The 20729-nt window shown below is 62.6% G+C and carries 23 protein-coding genes and 2 pseudogenes; 24 read left to right on the top strand and 1 reads right to left on the bottom strand.

All coding sequences use genetic code 11. The annotated features are described in order from the left end of the window. Window positions 1-379, top strand: a pseudogene (locus B2A78_RS23290) (polynucleotide kinase-phosphatase); the annotation flags it as partial. A gap of 198 nt (window positions 380-577) precedes the next feature. Here B2A78_RS23290 and B2A78_RS23285 read toward each other — a convergent pair. After that, window positions 578-784 (bottom strand): CopG family transcriptional regulator, encoded by a 207-nt coding sequence (locus B2A78_RS23285; protein ID WP_077732441.1) that lies wholly within the window; start codon window positions 782-784, stop codon window positions 578-580. 270 nt (window positions 785-1054) lie between these two features. Between B2A78_RS23285 and B2A78_RS23280 the strand changes: the two genes are divergently transcribed. The 23 genes and pseudogenes from B2A78_RS23280 (at window position 1055) to B2A78_RS23170 (ending at window position 20432) form a co-directional block, all read left to right on the top strand. Continuing rightward, entirely contained in the window at window positions 1055-1594 is a 540-nt protein-coding gene (locus B2A78_RS23280; protein ID WP_168175537.1) for a pili assembly chaperone, read from the top strand. Beyond that, the gene (locus tag B2A78_RS23275) at window positions 1594-1995 is read left to right on the top strand and encodes a hypothetical protein (RefSeq protein WP_077732439.1); all 402 of its coding nucleotides are present in this window, start codon (window positions 1594-1596) and stop codon (window positions 1993-1995) included. Before B2A78_RS23280 ends, B2A78_RS23275 begins: the two co-directional genes overlap by 1 nt. A gap of 338 nt (window positions 1996-2333) precedes the next feature. Continuing rightward, complete coding sequence (locus tag B2A78_RS26780) at window positions 2334-2789, top strand: GTP-binding protein (RefSeq protein WP_168175536.1); 456 nt, start codon at window positions 2334-2336, stop codon at window positions 2787-2789. Beyond that, entirely contained in the window at window positions 2786-3568 is a 783-nt protein-coding gene (locus B2A78_RS23265) for a ZIP family metal transporter (RefSeq protein ID WP_077732437.1), read from the top strand. The genes B2A78_RS26780 and B2A78_RS23265 overlap by 4 nt, the downstream gene beginning before the upstream one ends. Before the next feature lie 9 nt (window positions 3569-3577). Next, window positions 3578-4249: a DUF1826 domain-containing protein gene (locus B2A78_RS23260; protein ID WP_077732436.1), complete on the top strand. Its 672-nt coding sequence runs from the start codon at window positions 3578-3580 to the stop codon at window positions 4247-4249. 10 nt (window positions 4250-4259) lie between these two features. Beyond that, a complete protein-coding gene (locus tag B2A78_RS23255) occupies window positions 4260-5936 on the top strand; it encodes a formylmethanofuran dehydrogenase subunit A (protein ID WP_077732435.1) in 1677 nt (558 codons plus the stop codon). Beyond that, window positions 5927-6058 (top strand): annotated as a pseudogene (locus tag B2A78_RS25895) (GTP-binding protein); the annotation flags it as partial. The gene B2A78_RS23255 and the pseudogene B2A78_RS25895, both read left to right, overlap by 10 nt. A gap of 362 nt (window positions 6059-6420) precedes the next feature. Continuing rightward, window positions 6421-7206, top strand: coding sequence for a GTP-binding protein (locus B2A78_RS23245; protein ID WP_276205420.1), 786 nt, complete (start codon window positions 6421-6423; stop codon window positions 7204-7206). Window positions 7207-7227: 21 nt separating this feature from the next. Further along, on the top strand, window positions 7228-7662 hold the full coding sequence (queD, locus tag B2A78_RS23240; protein WP_077732432.1) for a 6-carboxytetrahydropterin synthase QueD: 435 nt from the start codon (window positions 7228-7230) through the stop codon (window positions 7660-7662). Further along, entirely contained in the window at window positions 7659-8483 is an 825-nt protein-coding gene (gene folE2, locus B2A78_RS23235) for a GTP cyclohydrolase FolE2 (RefSeq protein WP_077732431.1), read from the top strand. The genes queD and folE2 overlap by 4 nt, the downstream gene beginning before the upstream one ends. Continuing rightward, window positions 8480-9829, top strand: a complete 1350-nt coding sequence (locus B2A78_RS23230) for a GTP-binding protein (RefSeq protein ID WP_077732430.1) — start codon at window positions 8480-8482, stop codon at window positions 9827-9829. The genes folE2 and B2A78_RS23230 overlap by 4 nt, the downstream gene beginning before the upstream one ends. Beyond that, the gene (locus tag B2A78_RS23225; RefSeq protein ID WP_077732429.1) at window positions 9817-10848 is read left to right on the top strand and encodes a WD40 repeat domain-containing protein; all 1032 of its coding nucleotides are present in this window, start codon (window positions 9817-9819) and stop codon (window positions 10846-10848) included. Before B2A78_RS23230 ends, B2A78_RS23225 begins: the two co-directional genes overlap by 13 nt. 304 nt (window positions 10849-11152) lie before the next feature. After that, on the top strand, window positions 11153-11545 hold the full coding sequence (locus B2A78_RS23220; RefSeq protein WP_240502649.1) for a DUF3147 family protein: 393 nt from the start codon (window positions 11153-11155) through the stop codon (window positions 11543-11545). Window positions 11546-11619: 74 nt separating this feature from the next. Then, a complete protein-coding gene (locus B2A78_RS23215; protein ID WP_077732428.1) occupies window positions 11620-12555 on the top strand; it encodes a chromate resistance protein ChrB domain-containing protein in 936 nt (311 codons plus the stop codon). Continuing rightward, entirely contained in the window at window positions 12552-13832 is a 1281-nt protein-coding gene (locus B2A78_RS23210) for a chromate transporter (RefSeq protein WP_077732427.1), read from the top strand. The genes B2A78_RS23215 and B2A78_RS23210 overlap by 4 nt, the downstream gene beginning before the upstream one ends. Beyond that, window positions 13829-14020: a hypothetical protein gene (locus B2A78_RS23205; protein WP_077732426.1), complete on the top strand. Its 192-nt coding sequence runs from the start codon at window positions 13829-13831 to the stop codon at window positions 14018-14020. Before B2A78_RS23210 ends, B2A78_RS23205 begins: the two co-directional genes overlap by 4 nt. A gap of 12 nt (window positions 14021-14032) precedes the next feature. After that, the gene (locus B2A78_RS23200) at window positions 14033-15610 is read left to right on the top strand and encodes an ABC transporter permease subunit (protein ID WP_077732425.1); all 1578 of its coding nucleotides are present in this window, start codon (window positions 14033-14035) and stop codon (window positions 15608-15610) included. After that, window positions 15529-16368, top strand: a complete 840-nt coding sequence (locus B2A78_RS23195) for an ABC transporter ATP-binding protein (RefSeq protein ID WP_240502648.1) — start codon at window positions 15529-15531, stop codon at window positions 16366-16368. Before B2A78_RS23200 ends, B2A78_RS23195 begins: the two co-directional genes overlap by 82 nt. Window positions 16369-16587: 219 nt before the next feature. Continuing rightward, window positions 16588-17025 carry a chromate resistance protein ChrB domain-containing protein gene (locus B2A78_RS23190; RefSeq protein WP_077732423.1) on the top strand — a complete coding sequence of 146 codons (438 nt, stop codon included), beginning with the start codon at window positions 16588-16590 and terminating at the stop codon, window positions 17023-17025. A 20-nt stretch (window positions 17026-17045) separates the two neighbouring features. After that, entirely contained in the window at window positions 17046-17969 is a 924-nt protein-coding gene (locus tag B2A78_RS23185; RefSeq protein WP_077732422.1) for a DUF1259 domain-containing protein, read from the top strand. Window positions 17970-17971: 2 nt separating this feature from the next. Continuing rightward, window positions 17972-18658: a family 16 glycoside hydrolase gene (locus B2A78_RS23180; protein ID WP_205780883.1), complete on the top strand. Its 687-nt coding sequence runs from the start codon at window positions 17972-17974 to the stop codon at window positions 18656-18658. Window positions 18659-18661: 3 nt separating this feature from the next. After that, window positions 18662-19420, top strand: a complete 759-nt coding sequence (locus tag B2A78_RS23175) for a transporter (protein WP_077732421.1) — start codon at window positions 18662-18664, stop codon at window positions 19418-19420. Between the two features lie 10 nt (window positions 19421-19430). After that, window positions 19431-20432 (top strand): extracellular solute-binding protein, encoded by a 1002-nt coding sequence (locus B2A78_RS23170; protein ID WP_143735296.1) that lies wholly within the window; start codon window positions 19431-19433, stop codon window positions 20430-20432. The last annotated feature ends 297 nt before the right edge of the window (window positions 20433-20729 follow it).

Genomic DNA, 20729 nt, shown 5'->3' with positions numbered 1-20729 from the left:
CGATCTGAGCGACGACGCTGCCCGTGCAGGTCTGGAGGACTGGTGGCTCGGACTCACCGATGAAGGGGGCGAAGGCATCGTCGTCAAACCGGTGGACTTCATACCGAAGCTTTCCGGCAAACCGGTTCAGCCGGCACTGAAATGCCGCGGCCGGGATTACCTGCGCATTATCTATGGTCCGGAATATACCCAACCGGCCAATCTCCAGCGGCTACGCAGACGCGCCCTGTCCGGCAAACGGGCGCTGGCCGTCCGGGAGTTTGCATTGGGGCTGGAGGCTTTGGAACGCTTCGTCGCAGGAGAGCCGCTAAGGCGGGTACACGAATGCGTGTTCGGCGTGCTGGCGCTGGAGTCGGAACCGGTCGATCCGAGGCTTTAACTGGATCCCGTTGACTCTCGCGAAGGCTTTTTAGCGATTCTTCAAATGTGGCACCGAAAAGAATTTCAATGTGGGGACAGATGTTGTGCGACCACAAGTTGCCGATAACCAGTCATTCCTGAAAACGCGCTTCGCTCACCGCAAAAGGTACACTGGCGGACCGGCATCAATCAGAACGCTTCGCGCGCAACTTGGCCTTCACTTTGGCTGAGACGTCTTCCGACACGCTGGAACGCCCGTCGGAGTGCCGCTCCTGACCTGTTGCAACAGGCTTGCCGGGCTCTTGAGCCCTAAAACCCGCTCAAGCGCATCCTTGACGAATTCCGACTTGGTGACGCCGAGGCGCCGGACTTCCTGATCCAGCCGCGCCTCCAACGCCGGATCGAGTCTGACCGAAATAGGCATAGGCTTCACCCATCTTGAAAATACAATCACACCTTACCGACCAATAGGATGTTCGACAAAACAAACGGTAAAGAGCCAAAAGGTCCGGAAAAGAAGGGAAAAAGGTACCGGACAGGGCTTGAATGGAAAGGGTACCCGTCCTCCAACAAATGGAATTGGAATATGGAAACGCCTGTAGCCAAACCGCCCACGAATCGATGAACGGTTTCCGTTTGAATCCACCGGATAATGCTTGCACCATCGGCGCAACACCATCGATACGGGCCGCCGATGCGACAGCTTCCCTACCAGACACTGCTTCCGATCCTGGCGCTCAGCCTGACGTTAACCGGCTGTGCCGGACACACGAAGCGTCTGTCCGGGCCGCCTGCAAGACCGGTAGCGAATCGTTCTGACGCCCAAGCGAATCCGGTAGCCTCCGGGAACCGTCCGGTGAAGACCCTCGAACCGATCCGGGTCCAAACCGGGCGCTACTCGGTGGTGACGGCGAGGCCCAGCGCGGAACAGATCGATCCGCTTCTCATGGTCATCGATGTCCGCCTCCCGCGGGACATTTTTACGGTCAGGGACGCGGCGGAGTATCTGTTGCGGCATTCCGGGTATCGGCTTGCCGATCCCGATGAACACGGCCCAAAGGTGCAGGTGCTGCTGAATCAGACGGTTCCCGATGTCCAGCGCCATCTCGGACCGCTCACCGTGCAGGACGCCTTGCGGGTCCTCGGTGGGCCGGCCTTTCGCCTCCAGGTGGATCCGGTCCACCGGGTCGTCAGCTACGAACTCCTCCCGAACGATGAGACGGGAGGTCTCTGATGAACGCATCACTGAAGGGCCGGGTCCCCATCTCAGCGTGGATCGTATGGGTCGGAACGGCGATGCTAGCGGTCGCCTGCGGCCAAAAACCCGAGGAGCCCACCCGTCCGGTGCTCGATGGCGAAATGGACGCCCCGGTGACGGCGGAAATCCGCGCGATCATAGAAGCAAGCCCGATCCAGGCCGAAATTTGCGATCTTCACATTTGGCGCGTCGGCAAAGGCAAGTTCGCTTGCATCGGCAACCTGGCCATGGAAGAGGATATTCACCCGGAGTACTTCAGAGGGCTATTACGCGTTCACCAGGAGCTGGTTCATGTCACGGTCGAGGCCAGCAGTGACTCCTGGCCCAGGCTACTCAAGAATGCAGAGGCCCTCCTCGGCGGAGTCATCCGAGGATGACATCCGCCTTGACGCCGGCCAGTAGCCGCAACATAGATCTATGAGCTTGCGGCCCAGATCAGTTATGTTATATAGTCACATCATTGATCTGGGCAGGACGTGATCGATCCATGATGTCAACCCCTGTTTCGCCGCCCATGGAACTGTTTCATCCTCCCATACCTACCACGCTGGCTGTCGCAACCGGGCCATCCCCGCCGAACAGCTGCGTGGAAAGCGGCGATCGTTTCAGCTGTTGACGCAAACAAGCCCTTAAGTCCCGGAACCAACGGAGTAACGTGCGCCTCATTTCCAAATAATGTAACGCTATAACATTTTATATGACTTTTCAGTCGTCGATGCGTACAGCCAACTCGGATCACTTGCCGCGCAAACTGCTCGTTACCGTATTGTCGGGTTTCGCTCGACCTGGCAAGACAACCCTGCTCAATCACCTTCTGTCCAATCGGGAAAAGCGCCTGGTGGCGGTGATCGTCAACGACCGACGCGAGGTCGGACGACTGCCGCACGAGAGGCGCTTCGGCTACCCGGCGATCGACAAATTCGCCCGGAGCGAATTTGGGGGCATGGAGGCCCGCAGAATGAAACACAAGAATGCGTGTGATCGGTCCGCAGGTATCGCAGGACCGTTGCCCACCGACGCGGCATTCACCTTTCGCGGCGAGGACGGCGCAAGCCTCTCCGCCATGGCGCGATCCGCTACGCTGGTCACGGTGGCTGACGTCGGCTCCGAGGTCTGGCGAGCCTGCGAAGACCGTTTCCCGGCGTGGCCTCAGGACGAGGCGGACGCGTGAACGACTGGGTCACCGCGATCTATGCCTTGGCCGCGGGACTGACGGTCAGCCTGGTCTCGTTCAGCGGGTTGTTCGTCCTGTGGATAAAGCCGGAACGGCTGGCGGCCATAGTGCCTAATCTGGTCTCCCTGGCGGTGGGCGTATTGCTGGGCGATGCCTTCATCCATCTGATTCCCGATGCGGCCGCGCGCCACGGCTCGGTGTCGACGGTCTGCATGACCGCCCTCGTCGGCGTATTCGTCTTTTTCCTGCTGGAGAAAGCGGTGCGCTGGCGCCATGACCATCGTTTCGCGCTCGATACCGGCTCCGAAGATATTCGGCCCCTGGCCAGAATGAACCTGATCGGCGATGCCATCCACAACTTCGTCGACGGCATCCTGATTGCCGGCAGCTTCCTGGCCGATCCGATCCTCGGCTTCACCACCACCTTCGCCATCGTGGCCCATGAAGTCCCCCAGGAATTAGGCGACGTGGGCGCCTTGGTCTACGGCGGCTACACTCCGCGGCAGGCCGTGCTCTACAACTTTTATTGCTCGCTGACGGTAATGGCTGGCGTCGTTTTCACCCTGGCCCTGGGTCAGGCGGCCGAGTCCTCCCTGATCCTGCTGCTGCCCCTCGCCGCCGGCGGTTTCATCTATATCGCCGGCTCCGACCTGATTCCCGCCCTGCACGAAATTCCCACCCTGCCCGGCCTGGTCGGACAAGCGACCACCTTCGGCCTCGGGATCGGCTTCATGCAAGGCATCGTCGTTTTCGAAAACCTGTTGTTACCCGGATAAGGAGGTTCCATGACCGCATCCGCCCACCGGATCGAACCCGCTCAAAACGTTTCTTTCGCCGTCCAGTCGAACGATCTGGCCGACCTCGCCCGCATCTACGAGCCCGGGGTGAGCCTGTGCCTGATTCACCGGCAACCCGAGGAGCCGCTTCGGAGGTTTGTTACCGAACTCCTGCGAAGCCCGATTGAAATCGAACTGGCCGAAGAAATTCGTTTCGAGCATTTCGATTTCGGCTCGCTGTTGCCGGAGTGCAAGCACATTTCGGGGCATGACGACTGGTGGCGCGATGTCGCCCGCTTGACCGGCGCCTATTGCGACTTGTTCGAATCCGAGCGGGCGGGCCTCCGCCTTCGCACCCTGGCCAGGCCCATGTGTCCGCGCTTCCACGTCGATCATGTGCCCGCTCGTCTGGTCTGCACCTACGGCGGCGTCGGCACCCAGTGGCTGCCGGATGACTGCGTGGACCGGACCAAGCTGGGACCCGGTGCGCAAGGGTTGCCCGACGAGGAGTCCGGGCTGATTCTGGATGAAACCGCGATCCACGCCATGCCGCCCTATGCGGTCGGGCTGATGAAAGGCGGCAAGTGGGAGGGCAACAAGGGCCACGGGCTGGTGCACCGCTCGCCCAAGCCGACGCCGGCGGAACCGCGCCGTCTCCTATTGACCCTGGATCTGCTGTGAGCGCCGAACCATGCTGATCAAATTGGCGGGCGGCGAGATCTACGACCCAACCCAAGGGCTCGCGGGAGAAATCCGCGACTTGTTCGTGCGGGACGGCCTTATCGTCTCCGACCCCGGTCCCGGCGCGCGAGTCGACACGGTTCACGACATCTCCGGACATATCGTCATGGCCGGGGCCATCGACATCCACAGCCACATTGCGGGCGGCAACGTCAACACCGCCCGCGTGCTGCTGCCGGAACAGCACCGCAATGTCATGGCCCGACGGTTCGGCCACCCGTTCAGCACGGCTAAATGGTCGAGCACGGACACCGGCTACCGCTACGCCCGAATGGGCTACACCACCGTGGTCGAACCGGCGGTGTTGCCGGCCAACGCCCTGGATGCCCACTTACAAATGGCGGATATTCCGATCATCGACACGGCCGGCCTGGCCATCCTCGGCAGCGACGATTTCCTGTTGCGGCTGCTGCGCGACAAGGCCAGCCAGGCGCAAGTCGACGATTACGTGGCCTGGACCTTGAACGCCACCCGCTGCCTGGGCCTGAAGGTCATCAACGCCGGCGGGGCCAATGCCTTCAAATGGAATGTGCGGTGTTTTGATCTGGATGATGTGGTGCCGTTCTACGGCGTGAGTTCCCGGCATATCCTGCAAGCCCTGCAGCGTGCGGTGTGCGATCTGGGCATTCCGCATCCCGTCCATGTCCACTGCAACAACCTGGGGATGCCGGGCAACGTGGACACCGCCGTCGCCACCATGGAAGCCGCGCAAGGCTTGCCCATGCACTTGGCGCACATCCAGTTCTACGGCTACGGACAGGAGGGCGCCAAAGGCTTTTCCTCGGGCGCGGCGCGCCTGATGGAAGCCTTCCGCCGCCATCCGAATATCACGATGGACGTCGGCCAGGTACTGTTCGGCCGGACCGTGACGATTTCCGGTGATGTCACCGCTCAATACAGCCGCCGGGACGATGCCAGCCCCGGCAAATGGGTGATGTGGGACGCCGAATGTGACGGTGCGGGCGGCATCGTGCCCTACCGCTACCGGGAAAAAAGCTTCGTCAACACCTTACAGTGGGCCATCGGCCTGGAAATCTTCCTGCTGGCGGAAGATCCCTGGCGGGTGTTCTTCACCACCGATCATCCCAACGGCGCGCCCTTCACCGCCTATCCGGAACTGATCCGCCTGCTCATGGACGCCGACTATCGCCAGTCCTGCATGGCACGGCTTAATCAGGAAGCCTTGGCGCTGACCCTCTTGCCGGAGCTGAAGCGGGAGTTTTCGCTCCCTGAAATCGCGATCATGACCCGCGCCGCCCCGGCACGTTTGCTGGGTCTTGGCGACCGCGGCCATCTCGCCCCCGGCGCCGTCGCCGACATCGCCGTTTATCGGCCGCAACCCGACCGGCGCGCCATGTTCGCCGACGCCGCGCTGGTGTTGAAAAACGGGCGCGTGGTGGTGCGGGACGGCGAAGTGGTCGAGCGCGTCCACGGGACGGCGCAGGTGATTCAACCCGGATACGACCGCCGCATCGAGCGATCCGTCAAAGTTCATTTCGACCGCTTCCACAGCCTGTCCCTCGATCACTTCAAAGTGAACGACGTGGACTTCGCCCTCAAGGATGCGGAACGTTTTCGGGCGGTTCCCGTTTCGAACCGGCCAGCACCGGTGCAAACATGTCGCTAAGCCCCAAAACCCCGCTTCCCGTCATCGTTCTGACGGGCTTTCTCGGCAGCGGCAAGACCACGCTGCTGAATCGTTTGCTGGATCAGGGACCGCGTACGGCGGTGCTGATCAACGAGTTCGGCTCCACCCCGGTGGACCAGGCCCTGATCGAGCGTCAGGACATCCCGCTCATGACCCTCGCTGCGAGACATGGAGCGATGCGAATGCGAGCGAGTCGAGTAGTCCCCGGAAGCCCGAGCGCCGGGTGGATGGCCGAAGGTCGTTGCGTTAGCAACGGTCGTAGGCCATCCACAAGGCATCGCGACCGGGCGTCGAGCCATTGTGGAGCCAGGTTCCGACCCCTTGTCGGGTCGGGACCGGTCGAACGCAGGGCGTCCGGGGCGCCGCAGGCAATAACTTGTCGCCAAGTTTTTGCTCCTTTTGGTGACTCGGAAGTCCCAAAAGGTTTTGCAAAAAATGGCGACACAATCGGTCCGGCGGTTGTTTGTGCTGCCAGATGCGGGGCGCCTTGGCGCCGGTGCTCAAAAACCTCCGGCTGGCCTGGGAGAATCCCCGCTCGCCGCGGTTCGACCGGATCGTCATCGAGGCGAGCGGCGTCGCCAGCCCCGAACCCGTTCTGGACACGCTGCTGCGGGACCGCTGGCTGGCATCCCGCTACCATCTGCAAGCGGTGATCGCGATGGTGTCAGTACCGGCAGCCGAAGAACAATTGGGCCGTTTTCCCGAAGCCCGCGCCCAGGTGGCTTGGGCGGATGTCCTGGTGCTCACCCACACCGATCAGGCAAACGCGGAGGAGATGGTGCGCTTGGCTGTCCGGCTGGACGAACTCGCGCCGGCCACGCCCAGGCTGGTCGCAGTACAGGGAGTCATCGATCCGGAAACCGTTCTGGCGCCGGTGGCTCCCGATAATCGCCGACTGCCACAGGGCCAGGAGTTGCCCGATCACGGTTTCCGCAGCGTGTCCCTCTACCTGAGCGCGCCGATTCCCTGGCCGCGCCTGCAAACCGTGCTGGAAGACCTTTTGGCCCAGCATCGTTCCCGTCTGGTGCGGGTGAAGGGAGTGGTTCGCCTGTCCGACCGGTCCGAGCCCGTCATCGTGCAAGCCGCGACGGGCCGGTTGTATCCGCCGGTTCCCTTGCCGGCCCGAGCATCCGACGACGGGCTCGGACGCCTGGTCTTCATCGCCGCAGGCGCCGTTCACGAACTCGCCGAGGAACTGATGGCGGCCGTGGGTGGCATCGCGGTTCCGGATGCGATCCGCCTGCATTGACTAACGATCCTATCGCAACCCATGGACATCCATAGCAACGACTCGTCCCTCGCCGCGGCCGCCTCAGGCAAACGCAGCCTTTATAGGCTTCGCGTGCAGGTCCAGTTCTCGTCCGCGCACTCGCTCCGCGATTATCCCGGCGATTGCCGCCGCCTGCACGGGCATAACTGGAAGCTGGAGGTGGAGGTCTCCGCGCGCATCCTGGACGCGCTGGGCATCGCCCTGGATTTCAAGACCATCAAGGCGGAAGCCCGAACGCTTGCCGACAGCCTGGACCACCGCTATCTCAACGAGATCGAGCCGTTCGACCGGATCAATCCGACGGCGGAGAACCTGGCCGGCTGGTTTTACCGCCGGCTCGCCGAACGGATCGACGGGGAATTCGCCCGGGTCAGCGCCGTGACCTTGTGGGAAACCGACACGTCGTGCGTCCGCTATACGGAGGAGGATCGATGAGCGCTCCGATCGGCATCGAAGACGTGCAGGGCCGGGCCGACTCCCGCCGCATCGCCATCGACAGGGTCGGGATCAAGGACATCCTGCATCCGGTGCGGGTCCGGGACCTCAGCCAGGGCGAGCAGCACACCATCGCCCGCTTCGACATGTACGTGAACCTGCCCCACGGCTTCAAGGGCACCCACATGTCCCGCTTCGTGGAGATACTCAACGGTTACGAACGCGAAATCGGCGTGGAGTCCTTCGGCGACATGCTGGCCGAGATGATTCGGCGACTGGAAGCCCAGTCCGGCTACATCGAAATGCGGTTTCCGTATTTCGTCGAAAAGGCGGCGCCGGTCACCGGCGTGCGCAGCTTGATGGACTACGAAGTGGCCCTGGTCGGCGAAATCGCCGAAGGCGAAGTCACGACCCGAATCCGGGTCGCGGTGCCGGTCACCAGCCTCTGTCCCTGTTCCAAGACGATTGCCGAACGGGGCGCCCACAATCAGCGCTCTCACGTCACCGTGACCGTGACGACCGCTGATTTCGTGTGGATCGAAGAATTGATCGAGTGGGTGGAGGCCGAAGCCTCCTCCCCGATCTTCGGACTGCTCAAGCGTCCCGACGAGAAGTATGTCACCGAATACGCCTACGACCATCCCAAGTTCGTCGAGGACATGGTGCGCGACGTGGCCGCCCGGATGGACGCGGAGCCCCGCATCCTGGCCTACACGGTCGAAGCGGAGAACTTCGAATCCATCCACAACCATTCTGCCTATGCGCGGATCGATCGCGATCTACACCACTCATCTCCCCAACAAAACGGAGCCATGACATGACCGCCATCACTTCGAACCGCATCCCCGTCACCGTGCTGACAGGTTTCCTGGGTGCAGGCAAAACGACCCTCTTGAACCGAATCCTGAGCGAAAACCACGGCAAACGCATCGCCGTGATCGAAAACGAGTTCGGCGAAATCGGCATCGACAATGCCCTGGTCATCGATGCCGATGAAGAAATTTTCGAGATGAATAATGGTTGTATCTGTTGTACGGTCCGGGGCGACCTGATCCGCATCCTCGGCAATCTGATGCGGAGGCGCGACAAGTTCGACGCCATCCTGATCGAGACCACGGGGATTGCCGACCCCGCCCCGGTGGCCCAGACCTTCTTCGTCGACGAGGAAATCGCCTCGCAGCTCCGGCTGGACGGCGTGATCACCGTGGTGGACGCCAAACATGTGCACTTGCATATCGAAGACAGCGAGGAGATCAAGGAACAAATCGCCTTCGCCGACGTGATTCTCCTCAACAAGGCCGACCTGGTCTCGGAACCGGAGCTGGCCGCCCTGGAAAAGCGGGTGCGGGGCATGAATGCCATGGCCCGAATCCATCGTACGGTGAACGGCCAGGTGGATCTGGCCGAGGTACTGGACGTCGGCGGGTTCGACCTCGATCGGGCGCTGACGGTCAAGCCCGGTTTCCTGGATCCGGAATATCCCTTCGAATGGGCCGGGCTGTTCCATCTCGCCGCCGGGGATTACCGCTGGATTATCCAAGACGGCCCCGATCCCGCCATCCGCTTGATTTGGCTGCCGGTGGCCGATGCCAGCGACAGTTGCCTCATGGGTCTGCAAGAGCGCATGGTCCGGTTGTTCTCGGACCCTCCCAAGCGGCTCGCGCCCGATGCCGGCCTAACGGAGGAATGCCTGCACGAGCTGGATCTGAGCGCCGGCGGCATAAAGCAAATTCGGGTTTCGGTCGAGCGGGACGGGCATTACGCCTGCTTCACCCAGCATCATCCCGATGAGTTCGGCATGACCTTCCTGCGCGGGGATCGAGGGGTCGAACCGGTGATGACCCGTGAATGGGAGGCCGGGCACACACATGACGATGACGTGACGTCGGTGGGCATCAGCGAGCCCGGCGATCTGGACTACAGCCGCTTCAACAACTGGATCGGCGAGCTGCTCCGGGAAAAAGGGGCGGATATCTTCCGCACCAAAGGCATCGTCAGCCTGAAAGGCATGGAAAAGAAGCTGGTGTTCCATGCCGTGCATATGCTGTTCAACATGCAGGCCGATAAACCCTGGGGCGACGAGCCGCGCCGCAACCAGCTGGTGTTCATCGGCCGCAATCTGGACCGGCACGCTTTGAACGAGGGATTTCGGCAATGTCTGGCTTGAATGAGAAAGCACCGTTCGAGCTGATCGAGCCGCAATGGCGGGTCGTGGGCGACGATTACATCACCGCTCTGGCCTGGTCGCCTGATGGATCTACGCTGGCAGCGGCATCGGCCGGCGGTCCGATCCTGCTGCTCGTGGGAGAAACCGGCGGGGTCGTTCATGAACTGCCCGGTCACGGCCTGGGAACGCTGGCGCTGGACTGGTCCTGCGACGGACGTTGGCTCGCCAGCGGCGGACAGGACGGCAAGGCGCGGGTGTGGGATGCCGGTACCGGTGCAGAGGCCATGGTACTGGATGGCGGCAGCGGCTGGGTGGAACACGTGGCCTGGTCGCCGCGCGGCGATCTCCTCTCCTCGGCGGCCGGCAAGTTCGTGAAGCTGTGGAAGAATGACGGCGAATTGTGTCGAGTCTACGGCGATCATGCCAGCACGGTGACGGGCTTGGCCTGGCTGCGCGACGGACGCCGATTGGCCACCGCGTGTTACGGCGGGGTCAAGCTGTGGCGGATAGACGCCGTGCAAGCGAAAAAGCATTTCCAGTGGAAAGGCTCGTTTCTCTCCCTGAGCCTTTCGCCGAACGACGAACACCTCGCTGCCGGCTGCCAGGATGCCAGCCTGTTGGTTTGGAATGTAAAGACCGCCAAGAACGTCGGCATGTCGGGCTATCCCGGCAAGATCAGCCTATTGAACTGGGATGCCTCATCCCGATATCTGGCCAGCGGCGCGGACCGTGAGGCGGTGCTGTGGAATTTCTCGGGACCGGGTCCGGCCAATCGGGAGCCCTTTGTGCTCAGCCGCCACATCGACCGCATCGCCGACCTCAGGTTTCATCCGAAGCGGGATGTTCTCGCCACGGTCGGGCAGGATGGAATGTTGATCCTGTGGAATATCCCCGAAGGCATAATGAAGGATCTTTGTATCCTGAAAAATCCGCTGACCCGGCTGGCCTGGAGTCCTCAGGGCAACATGCTGGCCGTCGGTTCGGCAGAGGGCGAGGTCTGCCTGTTAAGCGTACGGTAGATGGACTGAACTCCGAGCGGTCGATTACCACGGATAGCATGAGCAGACTCGCCCTGAAAGTCCGCTCAGTGTAAGCCCTCGTATGTTCGGAGAGAGCAGAGCCTATTCTCATGACATGCGTCCCCTTTCATATTCCCATGGTGATTGGGCCAACGACTTCGAATGCGCTACGGTCTATTGATAGGCATGAATAAAGCACGCCCGCTCCGAGACGTCTGATTTATTCTGAAAGATTCAGAAGGACTTGAATGCAGACGAGTCGGTATGAACACCTACGAGCGTAAGCGCAAACCATAACGAGAAAATGGGTACGATCTTGGCGTACCAACCTCCGCTGCAAGCCGGCAAGCAAATAACACAAACGGCCATGTACCTCAAAGTGTTGATATCCGCGCTGTTGATCGCAGTAATTTCCGAAACGGCGAAACGTAGCAGCCTGGTTGCCGCCCTCATCGCATCACTGCCGATCACATCGATTCTGGCCTTCATCTGGCTCTATGTCGACACCGGGGACACCGAACTGATAACTGAGCTTTCGCGGCAAATCGTCTGGCTGGTGATACCTTCACTGGCCTTCTTTTGGATCTTGCCCCTGCTGCTGGAACGGTCGCTGAATTTCTGGCTGGCACTCGGCCTCGCGGCGATAGCTACCAGCGTGTGCTATGGCTTGGTCTTATTGCTGAGAAACCTGTTTTAAAAGGCGTTTACGCAACTTGAAGCCCTTCAGCTTAATGAGTAGCATAATCTACATTACTGTAGAGAATGCTACACATGTCTTGGCTTTTGCTCATACTGACTCTGCCGACGGAGAACGCCACGGCCCGAATGCGGGCCTGGCGAGCGCTCAAAGCCTCGGGCGCCGCGGTGCTCCGGGATGGCGTCTATTTGCTGCCCGAACAGGACGGCTGTCGAGAGATTCTGGCCGAGGTCGCCGACGATCTCCGTGAGAACGGCGGCACGGCCTATTTGCTGACGGCTGAAGGAAAAGGTGAAGACGGTTTTTCGGGTCTGTTTGACCGTTCATCCGAATTCGGCGAATTGCTGGCGGAGATTGCCCAATGCGGCTCTCAGCTGACGAGCGAAACCGCGCCGGCGACACTGAAACAAGCCAGAAAGCTCCGCAAGACATTTGGACAACTGGCCGCCATCGACTTTTTCCCGGGGGAAGCCCAGAAACAAGCCGATGCCGCCTTGCAGGAGCTGGAAAGTTCGGTCAGCCGCTGCCTGTCCCCCGACGAACCGCATGCGGCGGCCGGTGCGATCCCACGCTTGGATATTGCCGACTATCGCGGCCGCGTGTGGGCGACTCGTGCCCGCCCCTGGGTGGATCGACTCGCGAGCGCCTGGCTGATTCGCCGCTTCATCGACCCGGACGCCCGCATTCTCTGGTTGGCTTCACCCGCCGACTGCCCGGAGGACGCGTTGGGGTTCGACTTCGACGGTGCCGCCTTTTCCCATGTGGGCGGCAAGGTGACCTTCGAGACCCTCCTCGCCGGATTCGGCCTGGAGTCGCCACCGCTCGCGCGACTCGCCGGCATCGTGCACTTCCTCGACGTCGGCGGCATCCAACCTCCGGAGGCCCAAGGCATTGAGCGCGTATTGGCGGGCCTGCGTGAAACCAGCGCCAATGACGATCAACTGTTCACGGCCGCCAGCGTTCTGTTTGACGGGCTACTGGCCGCATTTGAAAAGGATTCCGCGCCATGAGCGAAACTTCCCACGTCACCGCACCCACTAAGAACAATGTTCGCCCGGTCGCCGTAGGTTTTTGGGCCGCCTTCCTGCACGCACTCAACTACTGCATGCTCCTGCCGGGGCCGGAGGCGCAGCAACTGGCGACCTATATCGGCTGGCTGATGCACCGCACCTGGGGCGGGATCATCGCGGGAGGGCTGTTCGTGTTGCCTTCGCTCTTGATCTTGATCGGACTGGGCTTGATTTACCTGGCGTTCGGCCAGGTGCCCGCCGTGGCCGGCGTGCTGTACGGCATCAAGCCGGCGGTGACCGCCATCGTTTTGTTCGCAGCCTGGCGCATCGGCTCGCGGGCGCTGAAAAATTGGGTGCTGTGGGCCATGGCAGCCTCGGCGTTCGTGGCCATTTTTGCTTTCAAAGCGCCGTTTCCCTTGATCGTGCTGGTAGCGGCGATTCTGGGCGGCATCGGCGGCAAGTTTGCACCCGGCAAATTTGTGGTCGGAGGCCATGGTGCGGCCAAGCAAAGCTACGGTCCGGCGCTGATCGACGACGATACGCCGGTTCCCGCCCATGCCCGCTTCACCTGGGCCAGCTTGCTCAAGATCATTCTAGCGGGCCTGATCCTATGGAGTGGCGCGATCGGCTTCCTATACGCGCAGTATGGTTGGCACGGCGCGCTCACGCAGATGGGCTGGTTCTTCACCAAGGCGGCCCTGCTCACCTTCGGCGGTGCCTACGCGGTGCTGCCCTACGTCTATCAGGGCGCGGTCGAGCATTTCCACTGGCTCGCTCCGCATCAAATGATCGACGGCCTGACCTTGGGCGAAACGACGCCGGGGCCGCTCATCATGGTGGTGACCTTCGTCGGTTTCGTCGCCGGCTGGGCCAAGCAACTGTTCGGACCGGATCAGCTTTTTCTGGCAGGCACCGCAGCCGCGGCCGTGGTGACCTGGTTCACCTTCCTGCCCAGTTTCCTGTTCATCCTGGCGGGCGGCCCCCTGGTCGAAACCACCCACGGCAATCTCAAGTTCACCGCGCCCCTGACCGGCATTACCGCCGCCGTGGTGGGTGTCATCCTCAACCTCGCTGTGTTTTTCGCCTACCACGTATTTTGGCCGCAGGGCTTCTCTGGGCGCTTCGATGGCGTTTCGGCTCTGGTAGGCCTGGGTGCGCTGCTGATCCTGTTCCGTTGCCGGGTCGGCGTCATCCCGGTCATCGGCGTCTGCGGCCTGGTCGGTTTCTTGTTCACCTTCCTCAAACCCTGGTTGGCCCAGGCGGGAGTGCTGTTATGAACCGCATCGTCTTTCCGAGGATTACGCTAGGAACTTTCCTTTTCCTGATGTGCGCCATGTTGCCGGCCCGCGCGGAAGCACCGCCGCCTTTCGACCCGGTTCAGGGGGTGATCGACGCCAAGCGGGACGAGGCGGTGAAGACCATTCCCTTCTCCAAAATGCCTGAAGGTATTGCCGTCAGGCATTAAACCACCGGTTCCATGGGTTCGAGACGCCTCACCCTGACCCTTGCGGCAACCTTGTTTCTGGGGCTGGGATTGGCGCCGCTCGTGGTCATGTTCGCATCGAGTCTCACCGTGGACGGAATGTTCGGCCTGGATCGCTATCGGGACCTGTGGGCATCGCCCCGCCTGCCTCGGCTCTTCGGTCGGAGCGTGCTGCTCGCGGGACTGGCCACCCTGGGCGCGCTGGGACTCGGCGTGCCGCTCGGCCTGCTGCTCGGCAAGACCGATCTGCCGGGGCGGCGCCTGTTCGCCGCGGGGTTCATCCTGCCCCTGCTGCTCCCGCCCTATTTCCTCGCGCTCGGCTGGTTCGCCCTGCTGGGGCGGGAGGGTTGGCTCGCCCGCCTGCTGCCCGCTTCAGTGGCCGGAACTCTCTCAGAATGGCTGTTCGGACTGCCGGGCTGTGCCGTAACGCTGGCCACGGTGTTTCTGCCCCTGATCGTGCTACTCACGGCGACCCTCCTCCATAGCGTCAATCCCCGCCTGGAGGAGGCTGCGAGGCTGTACGCCGCCTGGCCGAAAGTGCTTGGCCGCATCACCCTGCCGGCCGTTGGGCCGGGCGTTCTATTCGGCGCTGTCCTGGTGTTTCTGCTGGTCCTGGGCGAACTCACCGTGCCCATGTTCCTGCGCTATGACGTGTACCCGGTGGAAATCCTGACCCAGTTCGCGGCCTTCTACGATTTCGACGCGGCCATCGCGGCAGCGGCTCCGCTGGCGCTGGTCGTGGGCTTGCCGCTGGCGGCGGAATGGCGCTCGCGGCGCTTCGCGGCACCCGATCTTCGGCCGGCGGGAACCTCGCTTTCCATCCGCCTGGGCGCTTGCAAATGGCTATGGACGGTCGGCGTATCCAGTCTGCTTTTGATGCTCGTGGTGTTGCCGCTCGGCGCACTACTGCTTCAAGCCGCCCCGGCGGACTTCGGCGACGCGTGGCGTCGGGCGGGCGATGCCCTCGGGCGCAGCCTGTTGTACGCTGCGCTCGGGGCGAGCCTTTTGACGGCCTTCGGATTTTTTCTGGGGCTTTTGTGGCGCGAGCGGACGCGCGGCGCAGGCCTCACCGAATTCGCCGCCCTGCTGCTCCTGATCCTGCCCAGCTCAGTTGTAGGCATCGGCCTGATCGGACTGTGGAACCAACCTGCGACTGCCGGCTTCTACGCCTCGCCGGGTCTCCTGCTGTTGGGGTATCTCATCCAGTATGGAGCATTGTCCGGGGGCATCGCCCACAGCGCTCTGGCGCGCCTCCCGCCGTCCCTGGAGCAGGCGGCGGCCGTGGCCGGGGCTGGCTGGTGGCGGCGGATCCTGTTCATCGCGCTGCCCCTGAGCCGGCGAGGACTCCTGACCGCCTGGCTGGTCGCTTACCTCTTTTGCCTGCGCGATACCGGACTCGCCCTGCTGGTGTACCCGCCCGGCGGGGACACCCTGCCGGTGCGCATCTTCACCGTGATGGCCAACAGCCCGTTCGGGTTGGTGGCGGCGCTGTGCGCCTTGTTGGTGGCCGCGGCACTGCCGCCGCTCATCCTGACTGGACTTGGCCTTCGCAGAGAGGCGCACTCGCCATGAGCGCCGTCGAGTTCCGGCAGGTTTGGGCGTCCTATCGGGGCAAGCCGGCGGTGCGGGATTTTTCCCTGGACGTGGAAGCCGGCGAGCGGGTCGTGCTGCTCGGCCCTTCCGGCTGCGGCAAGACCACGGTGCTGCGCCTCGCCGCCGGTTTCCGCGTGCCCGAGCGGGGCGCCGTACTGCTGGACGGGGCGGTCGCGGCGGAAGCCGGCCGCCTTGACCTGGAACCCGAACAGCGGGGTCTCGGCATGGTGTTTCAGGACCTGGCCCTGTGGCCGCATCTCACGGTGCGCGGGAATCTGGAATTCGGCCTGAAGGCGCAGGGCGTTGCCAGGGCGGAGCGGGAACGGCGCATCCGGGAAACCCTGCGGTTGGTGCGCCTGGAATCGCGGCCGGACGCGCGCCCCGGCGAACTTTCGGGCGGCGAGCAGCAGCGTGTCGCCCTGGCCCGTGCCCTCGTCACCCAACCCCGCCTGCTGCTCATGGACGAACCCCTGTCCAGCCTGGACTTTGAACTGGCCCTCGAACTGCGCCGCGAGATTCTGGCGCTCCAGGAAGCACTCGGATTCACCCTGCTCTACGTCACCCACAATCTGGACGAGGCGTTCGCCATCGCCCAGCGGATCGTGGTGATGCGCGCGGGCGCCATCGTCCGCCAGGGGTCGGTGGAGGAAATCCGCGCCCACTTCGACCAGGTTCGCCGGGGACTCCTCGCCTCGGGTACTGACGGGACGGCGGAATCGGCCGGTGTAAAGGGATAAGACGGAATGGCATCGGTCAACGGGATAGCGCGCGTGGCGAAGTGGTTAGAACTCAAGAGGTGGACGAACCCGTCCGCAAGGTCCTCATCGTGGATCTCTTGGATGCCATGGGCGCGTGCTACCTGTTTACGCGGCCTTCGCCGCGGCAGGCGTGCTCACGCATACCGAGAAAGGCGCCGATAAAAAACTGCTTCCATAACTCACTGGAGGTCAAACATCATGAAGTGGATCACGCGCGAGAACGTTAAGGTGGACCGGGTGGCCTGCCCCTGGCTCATCAAAAAGTTCATTGACCCTGAGGCCGAGTTCTTGTTCGTTCCGGCCGACCAGGTCCTGGCGGTGGCCGAGCGACACGGCGCTATTCCTTTCGATGTCCCCGGCGTGGAACTCGGGCACCACGAGGGCCGGTGCAGTTTCGAGGCGGTCGTGGCCAAGTACCGGATCGACGATCCCGCCGTGGCCCTGCTCGCGAGAATCGTGCACGGCGCGGACGTGAAACAGGACCTCTACGGGCGGCCGGAAGCCGCGGGGCTCAAGGCCATCGCCGAGGGATTTCAGCACCTGGGACTGAAGGATGATGGGGAGATTCTGGAAAAGGAATTCATCGTCTACGAGGCCCTTTATGCCTATTGCCGGCAAACGGTGAACACACTGTGAGACCGATCGAGGTATTCTCCATGAACAGAGATACGATTTACCGCTTGACCGCCATCTTCATGATAACGCTCTTGAACCTCTTGCCCGGCCCGGCTGCGGCGGAGGCCCCCAGCGGCGGGCAAGGGCTCGATACGGCAAGAATCGAGCGGCTGACCGGCGTCAAAGGGAAACTGGACGAAAAGGAGGGCGTATTCAAAGTCAGCCAGCCACGCGCCGATCTCCGGGTGACCGCGGCGGGCGTCAAAATGACGCCGCCCCTGGGGCTGACCTCGTGGGCCGCGTTCATGAAGGCGGGGGGCCGAACCCTGGTCATGGGCGACATGGTCCTGCTCGAAGATCAGGTGAATCCGGTCATGAGCGTGGCCCTCGACAACGGCCTCGAAATCACCGCCCTGCACAACCATTTCTTCTGGGATTCCCCCAAGGTGATGTTCATGCACATCGGCGGCACGGGGGATGAAGAAAAGCTGGCGGCCGCCGTGGGCGAGGTATTCGCCAAAGTCGAGGAGACCCGCGGCGGCCGAGGCGAGGTACCCTTCGCTGCCATCGACCCCGCCCAAACCTCGCTCGATCCCAAGAAAATCGAGGCGGTCATCGGCGCCAAAGGCGAGTTGGCCGGAGGCGTCTTCAAGATCACCCTCGGGCGAACCACGACCATGGAAGGTAACACCCTCGGCAGCACGATGGGCGTCAACACCTGGGCCGCGTTCGCAGGCAGCGACGAGCAAGCGGTCGTCGACGGTGACTTCGTCATGTGCGAGGACGAACTGCAGCCGGTGCTCAAAGCGCTGCGCCGCGCCGGCATCCAGATCGTAGCGATCCACAGCCACATGACCATGGAATCGCCACGAACGGTCTTCCTGCACTACTGGGGCGTCGGCCCCACGGTCGATTTGGCGCGGGCGCTCCAATCCGCCTTGGAAACCCAGAGGAGAAACCCTTGATCATGGCGACAAAACAACTCATCCATTTGGCTGTGTGCCTCGGGCTGTGCACATTCACCGGTCTGGTCTCGGCCGAGGAGAAAGCGGCTACGAGTCCCGCGGTATCCCGGCTGAGCTTCGATGAACTGACGCCGGGCGGCATTCCGCCCGGCTGGACCATCGCGGCCACGAATCCCGGCGGTCCCCCGGCGGAGTGGCAAGTCAAGGCCGATCCCAAGGCGCCGAGCGCGCCCCATGTTCTGGCGATCACGAAGATTCACGACGATTCCGGGGATGTTTTTAACTTGTGCTGGACGAACGCGGTGAAATTCCGGGACGGCGCCATCGAAGTCAGCCTCCGCGCCGACGGCGGCAAGGAAGATCAGGGGGGTGGTCTCATCTGGCGGGTGCAGGACGCCAATAACTATTACGTCGCCCGCTATAACCCCCTGGAAGACAACATCCGCCTGTACTTCGTGAAGGACGGGCGGCGCAAGCAACTGGACAGCGCGAACATCTCCGGCGTGAAATCCGGCGAATGGTTCCGGTTGAAGATCGTTCAGCAGGGAGACAAGATCGAAGCCTATTTGAACGACCGGAAATATCTGGAGACTACCGATAGAACCTTTATGAAGGCGGGCGGGATCGGCTTTTGGAGCAAGGCGGATGCGGCCAGTTCGTTCGACGATCTGGTGGTGACCGCCCGATAATCGATGGGCCGTGGCACGCCGGCGTCCACTCGGTGGGTCTTCTCTTTGGTTTTGGCCGGATCGGCCTCCGCCTTCGGCGGCCCGCCCTTCTTCACCAACGATCCCGACCCGCCGGAACCGGGCCAGTGGGAGATCAACCTGCCCTGGTTCATGGAACGCAGCCGGGATGGTTCGGCGATCGGCGAATTCGTGCGCGTGGACGTCAATTACGGCTACGACCCTTACACCCAGCTCAGCATCGAGCTGCCCGCGCCCTACAGGCTCCCCGCCGAAGGCGGATTGCGCTCCGGCGTGGGCGATGTGCTGTTCGAGTACAAGCGGCGCTTCGGCCTCGACGCCGAAGCGGGGTATTTCGGCATCAACCCCCAGCTCACCCTGCCCACGGGAGACGAGAAAAGGGGCCTCGGTGCCGGGCGCGCGACCCTGCAATTGCCGCTGCTCTATCAGAAGCAGTGGGGCGACACCGTGATCTACGGCGATGCGCGTTACAAGCTGTGGGCCGGGGCCGAGGGCAAAAGTTACTGGTTTTTCGGTTTGGCCTTGGAGCACGCCGTGGGCAAGCGGCTCAAGCTCGGCGGCGAGGTGTTCGCCATTACGTCCCCATCCCCCGGCGGCGAGCCCAACGCCGGCTTCAACCTGGGCGGAAAGTGGGTCATGGCCCCCGGCCGGGTGTTGATGGTGTCCGCCGGCCGCTCGTTCCGGGACGAGCCGGAACTGACTTTGCTCATCGGCCTGAATCTGCTGTTTTCGCCAAACCCTTAAGGAGGCAACGATGACAATGCAATCCTACAGATGGCTATCGCTGCTGCTGAGCCTGGCGCTCGTCCGGACTGCCGTGGGCGCGGAAGCCACGGTCGTGGTTTATGCCAGCGAGGATCAAGTGTTCTCGGAACCGATCCTCAGGGATTTCGAGCGGGATACCGGCATCCGCGTCAAAGCGGTGTACGACACCGAGGAAACCAAGGGTACCGGCGTCATGAACCGGCTGCTCGCCGAGAAGAACAACCCGCAGGCGGACGTCTATTGGGCGAACGAACCGATCCGGGCGGAAGTCCTGAAGCAGCGGGGTGTTTCGGCGCCTTACCGGTCCCCCAATGGCGAAGGCATCCCTAAGGTCTTCAAGGACCCCGAAGGGTACTGGACCGGCTTTTCCGCAAGGGCGCGGGTGTTTATCGTCCACCACAAGGCCCGCCTCAAGCCGCAAAGCCTCGCCGCCTATACCGATCCCAAGTGGGCGGGCAAAGGCGTTATTGCCAATCCCTTGTTCGGCACGACCGCCACCCATGTGGCGGCCCTGTTCACGCTGTGGGGCGATGAGCGGACCAAAGGGTTTATGGACGCCCTAAAAAGGAACGGCACCAAGATTTCCACCAGCAATGGCGAAAGCGCGGACCTGGTGGCCGCCGGGGAATTCGAGTTCAGTTTGGTGGACAGCGATGACGCGGTCAACCGCATGCGCCAGGGCAAACCCGTCGAGATGATCTGCCCGGACCAGGGCGAGGGCGAACCGGGTTGCCTGATCCTGCCCAACGCCGTCGTGCCGATCCGGGGCGCGCAGCACCCGGAGGCCGCCCGCAAGCTCGTCGATTACCTCCTGTCTCCGGACACCGAGCGCAAGCTGGCTTTCGCCGACTGCGCCCAAATTCCACTGCACCCTGGCGTGGAAACCCCGCCCGACGTGCCGAAGCTCGACCAGCTCAGAACCATGCCCGTCGATTACGGGGTGGTGGCCCGAAAGCTACAAGCCATCCAGCCCTGGTTAAAGCGGTGGTGAAGACGCCTCCACAATCACTGGGTCACTATGCCTAGTGCCGCATTGCCAGAGTGAGGCGCACAACTGGCTGCCCGGACTGTAGGCGCCGTCCAATCTTCTCGCTAGATCCAGTAAGCCGCCCCCGCCACGCCCTATTTGTCCACCATAGAAAGGGAAAGCCTGCTGGGCGTGAGCAATGTAAGGTTGAGGCGCGTCGGTCGAGCGGAGGCCGGCCCGTGAAAAAGACTGAACGGCGAAAGTGACACCCCCTCGTGCAGCGCGTCATCATTGCGCTAGCTTTGGACGGTTTCCTGTCAC

Origin of the sequence: Methylocaldum sp. 14B, from assembly GCF_002005105.1 — a bacterium.
GTDB lineage: Bacteria > Pseudomonadota > Gammaproteobacteria > Methylococcales > Methylococcaceae > Methylocaldum.
The sequence above is the reverse complement of the archived record's forward strand: the minus strand, read 5'-3'. Positions and strand labels throughout refer to the sequence as shown.

Excerpts from the sequence above, each read along its gene's own strand:
- B2A78_RS23220 (WP_240502649.1), top strand. The coding sequence starts at position 11,153 with ATGGGTACGATCTTGGCGTACCAACCTCCGCTGCAAGCCGGCAAGCAA.
- B2A78_RS23185 (WP_077732422.1), top strand. The coding sequence starts at position 17,046 with ATGAACAGAGATACGATTTACCGCTTGACCGCCATCTTCATGATAACG.
- queD (WP_077732432.1), top strand. The coding sequence starts at position 7,228 with ATGGACATCCATAGCAACGACTCGTCCCTCGCCGCGGCCGCCTCAGGC.
- B2A78_RS23210 (WP_077732427.1), top strand. The coding sequence starts at position 12,552 with ATGAGCGAAACTTCCCACGTCACCGCACCCACTAAGAACAATGTTCGC.
- B2A78_RS23180 (WP_205780883.1), top strand. The coding sequence starts at position 17,972 with ATGGCGACAAAACAACTCATCCATTTGGCTGTGTGCCTCGGGCTGTGC.
- folE2 (WP_077732431.1), top strand. The coding sequence starts at position 7,659 with ATGAGCGCTCCGATCGGCATCGAAGACGTGCAGGGCCGGGCCGACTCC.
- B2A78_RS23230 (WP_077732430.1), top strand. The coding sequence starts at position 8,480 with ATGACCGCCATCACTTCGAACCGCATCCCCGTCACCGTGCTGACAGGT.
- B2A78_RS23175 (WP_077732421.1), top strand. The coding sequence starts at position 18,662 with ATGGGCCGTGGCACGCCGGCGTCCACTCGGTGGGTCTTCTCTTTGGTT.
- B2A78_RS23285 (WP_077732441.1), bottom strand. The coding sequence starts at position 784 with ATGCCTATTTCGGTCAGACTCGATCCGGCGTTGGAGGCGCGGCTGGAT.
- B2A78_RS23200 (WP_077732425.1), top strand. The coding sequence starts at position 14,033 with ATGGGTTCGAGACGCCTCACCCTGACCCTTGCGGCAACCTTGTTTCTG.
- B2A78_RS23190 (WP_077732423.1), top strand. The coding sequence starts at position 16,588 with ATGAAGTGGATCACGCGCGAGAACGTTAAGGTGGACCGGGTGGCCTGC.
- B2A78_RS23255 (WP_077732435.1), top strand. The coding sequence starts at position 4,260 with ATGCTGATCAAATTGGCGGGCGGCGAGATCTACGACCCAACCCAAGGG.
- B2A78_RS26780 (WP_168175536.1), top strand. The coding sequence starts at position 2,334 with ATGCGTACAGCCAACTCGGATCACTTGCCGCGCAAACTGCTCGTTACC.
- B2A78_RS23170 (WP_143735296.1), top strand. The coding sequence starts at position 19,431 with ATGACAATGCAATCCTACAGATGGCTATCGCTGCTGCTGAGCCTGGCG.
- B2A78_RS23280 (WP_168175537.1), top strand. The coding sequence starts at position 1,055 with ATGCGACAGCTTCCCTACCAGACACTGCTTCCGATCCTGGCGCTCAGC.
- B2A78_RS23215 (WP_077732428.1), top strand. The coding sequence starts at position 11,620 with ATGTCTTGGCTTTTGCTCATACTGACTCTGCCGACGGAGAACGCCACG.
- B2A78_RS23205 (WP_077732426.1), top strand. The coding sequence starts at position 13,829 with ATGAACCGCATCGTCTTTCCGAGGATTACGCTAGGAACTTTCCTTTTC.
- B2A78_RS23260 (WP_077732436.1), top strand. The coding sequence starts at position 3,578 with ATGACCGCATCCGCCCACCGGATCGAACCCGCTCAAAACGTTTCTTTC.
- B2A78_RS23225 (WP_077732429.1), top strand. The coding sequence starts at position 9,817 with ATGTCTGGCTTGAATGAGAAAGCACCGTTCGAGCTGATCGAGCCGCAA.
- B2A78_RS23275 (WP_077732439.1), top strand. The coding sequence starts at position 1,594 with ATGAACGCATCACTGAAGGGCCGGGTCCCCATCTCAGCGTGGATCGTA.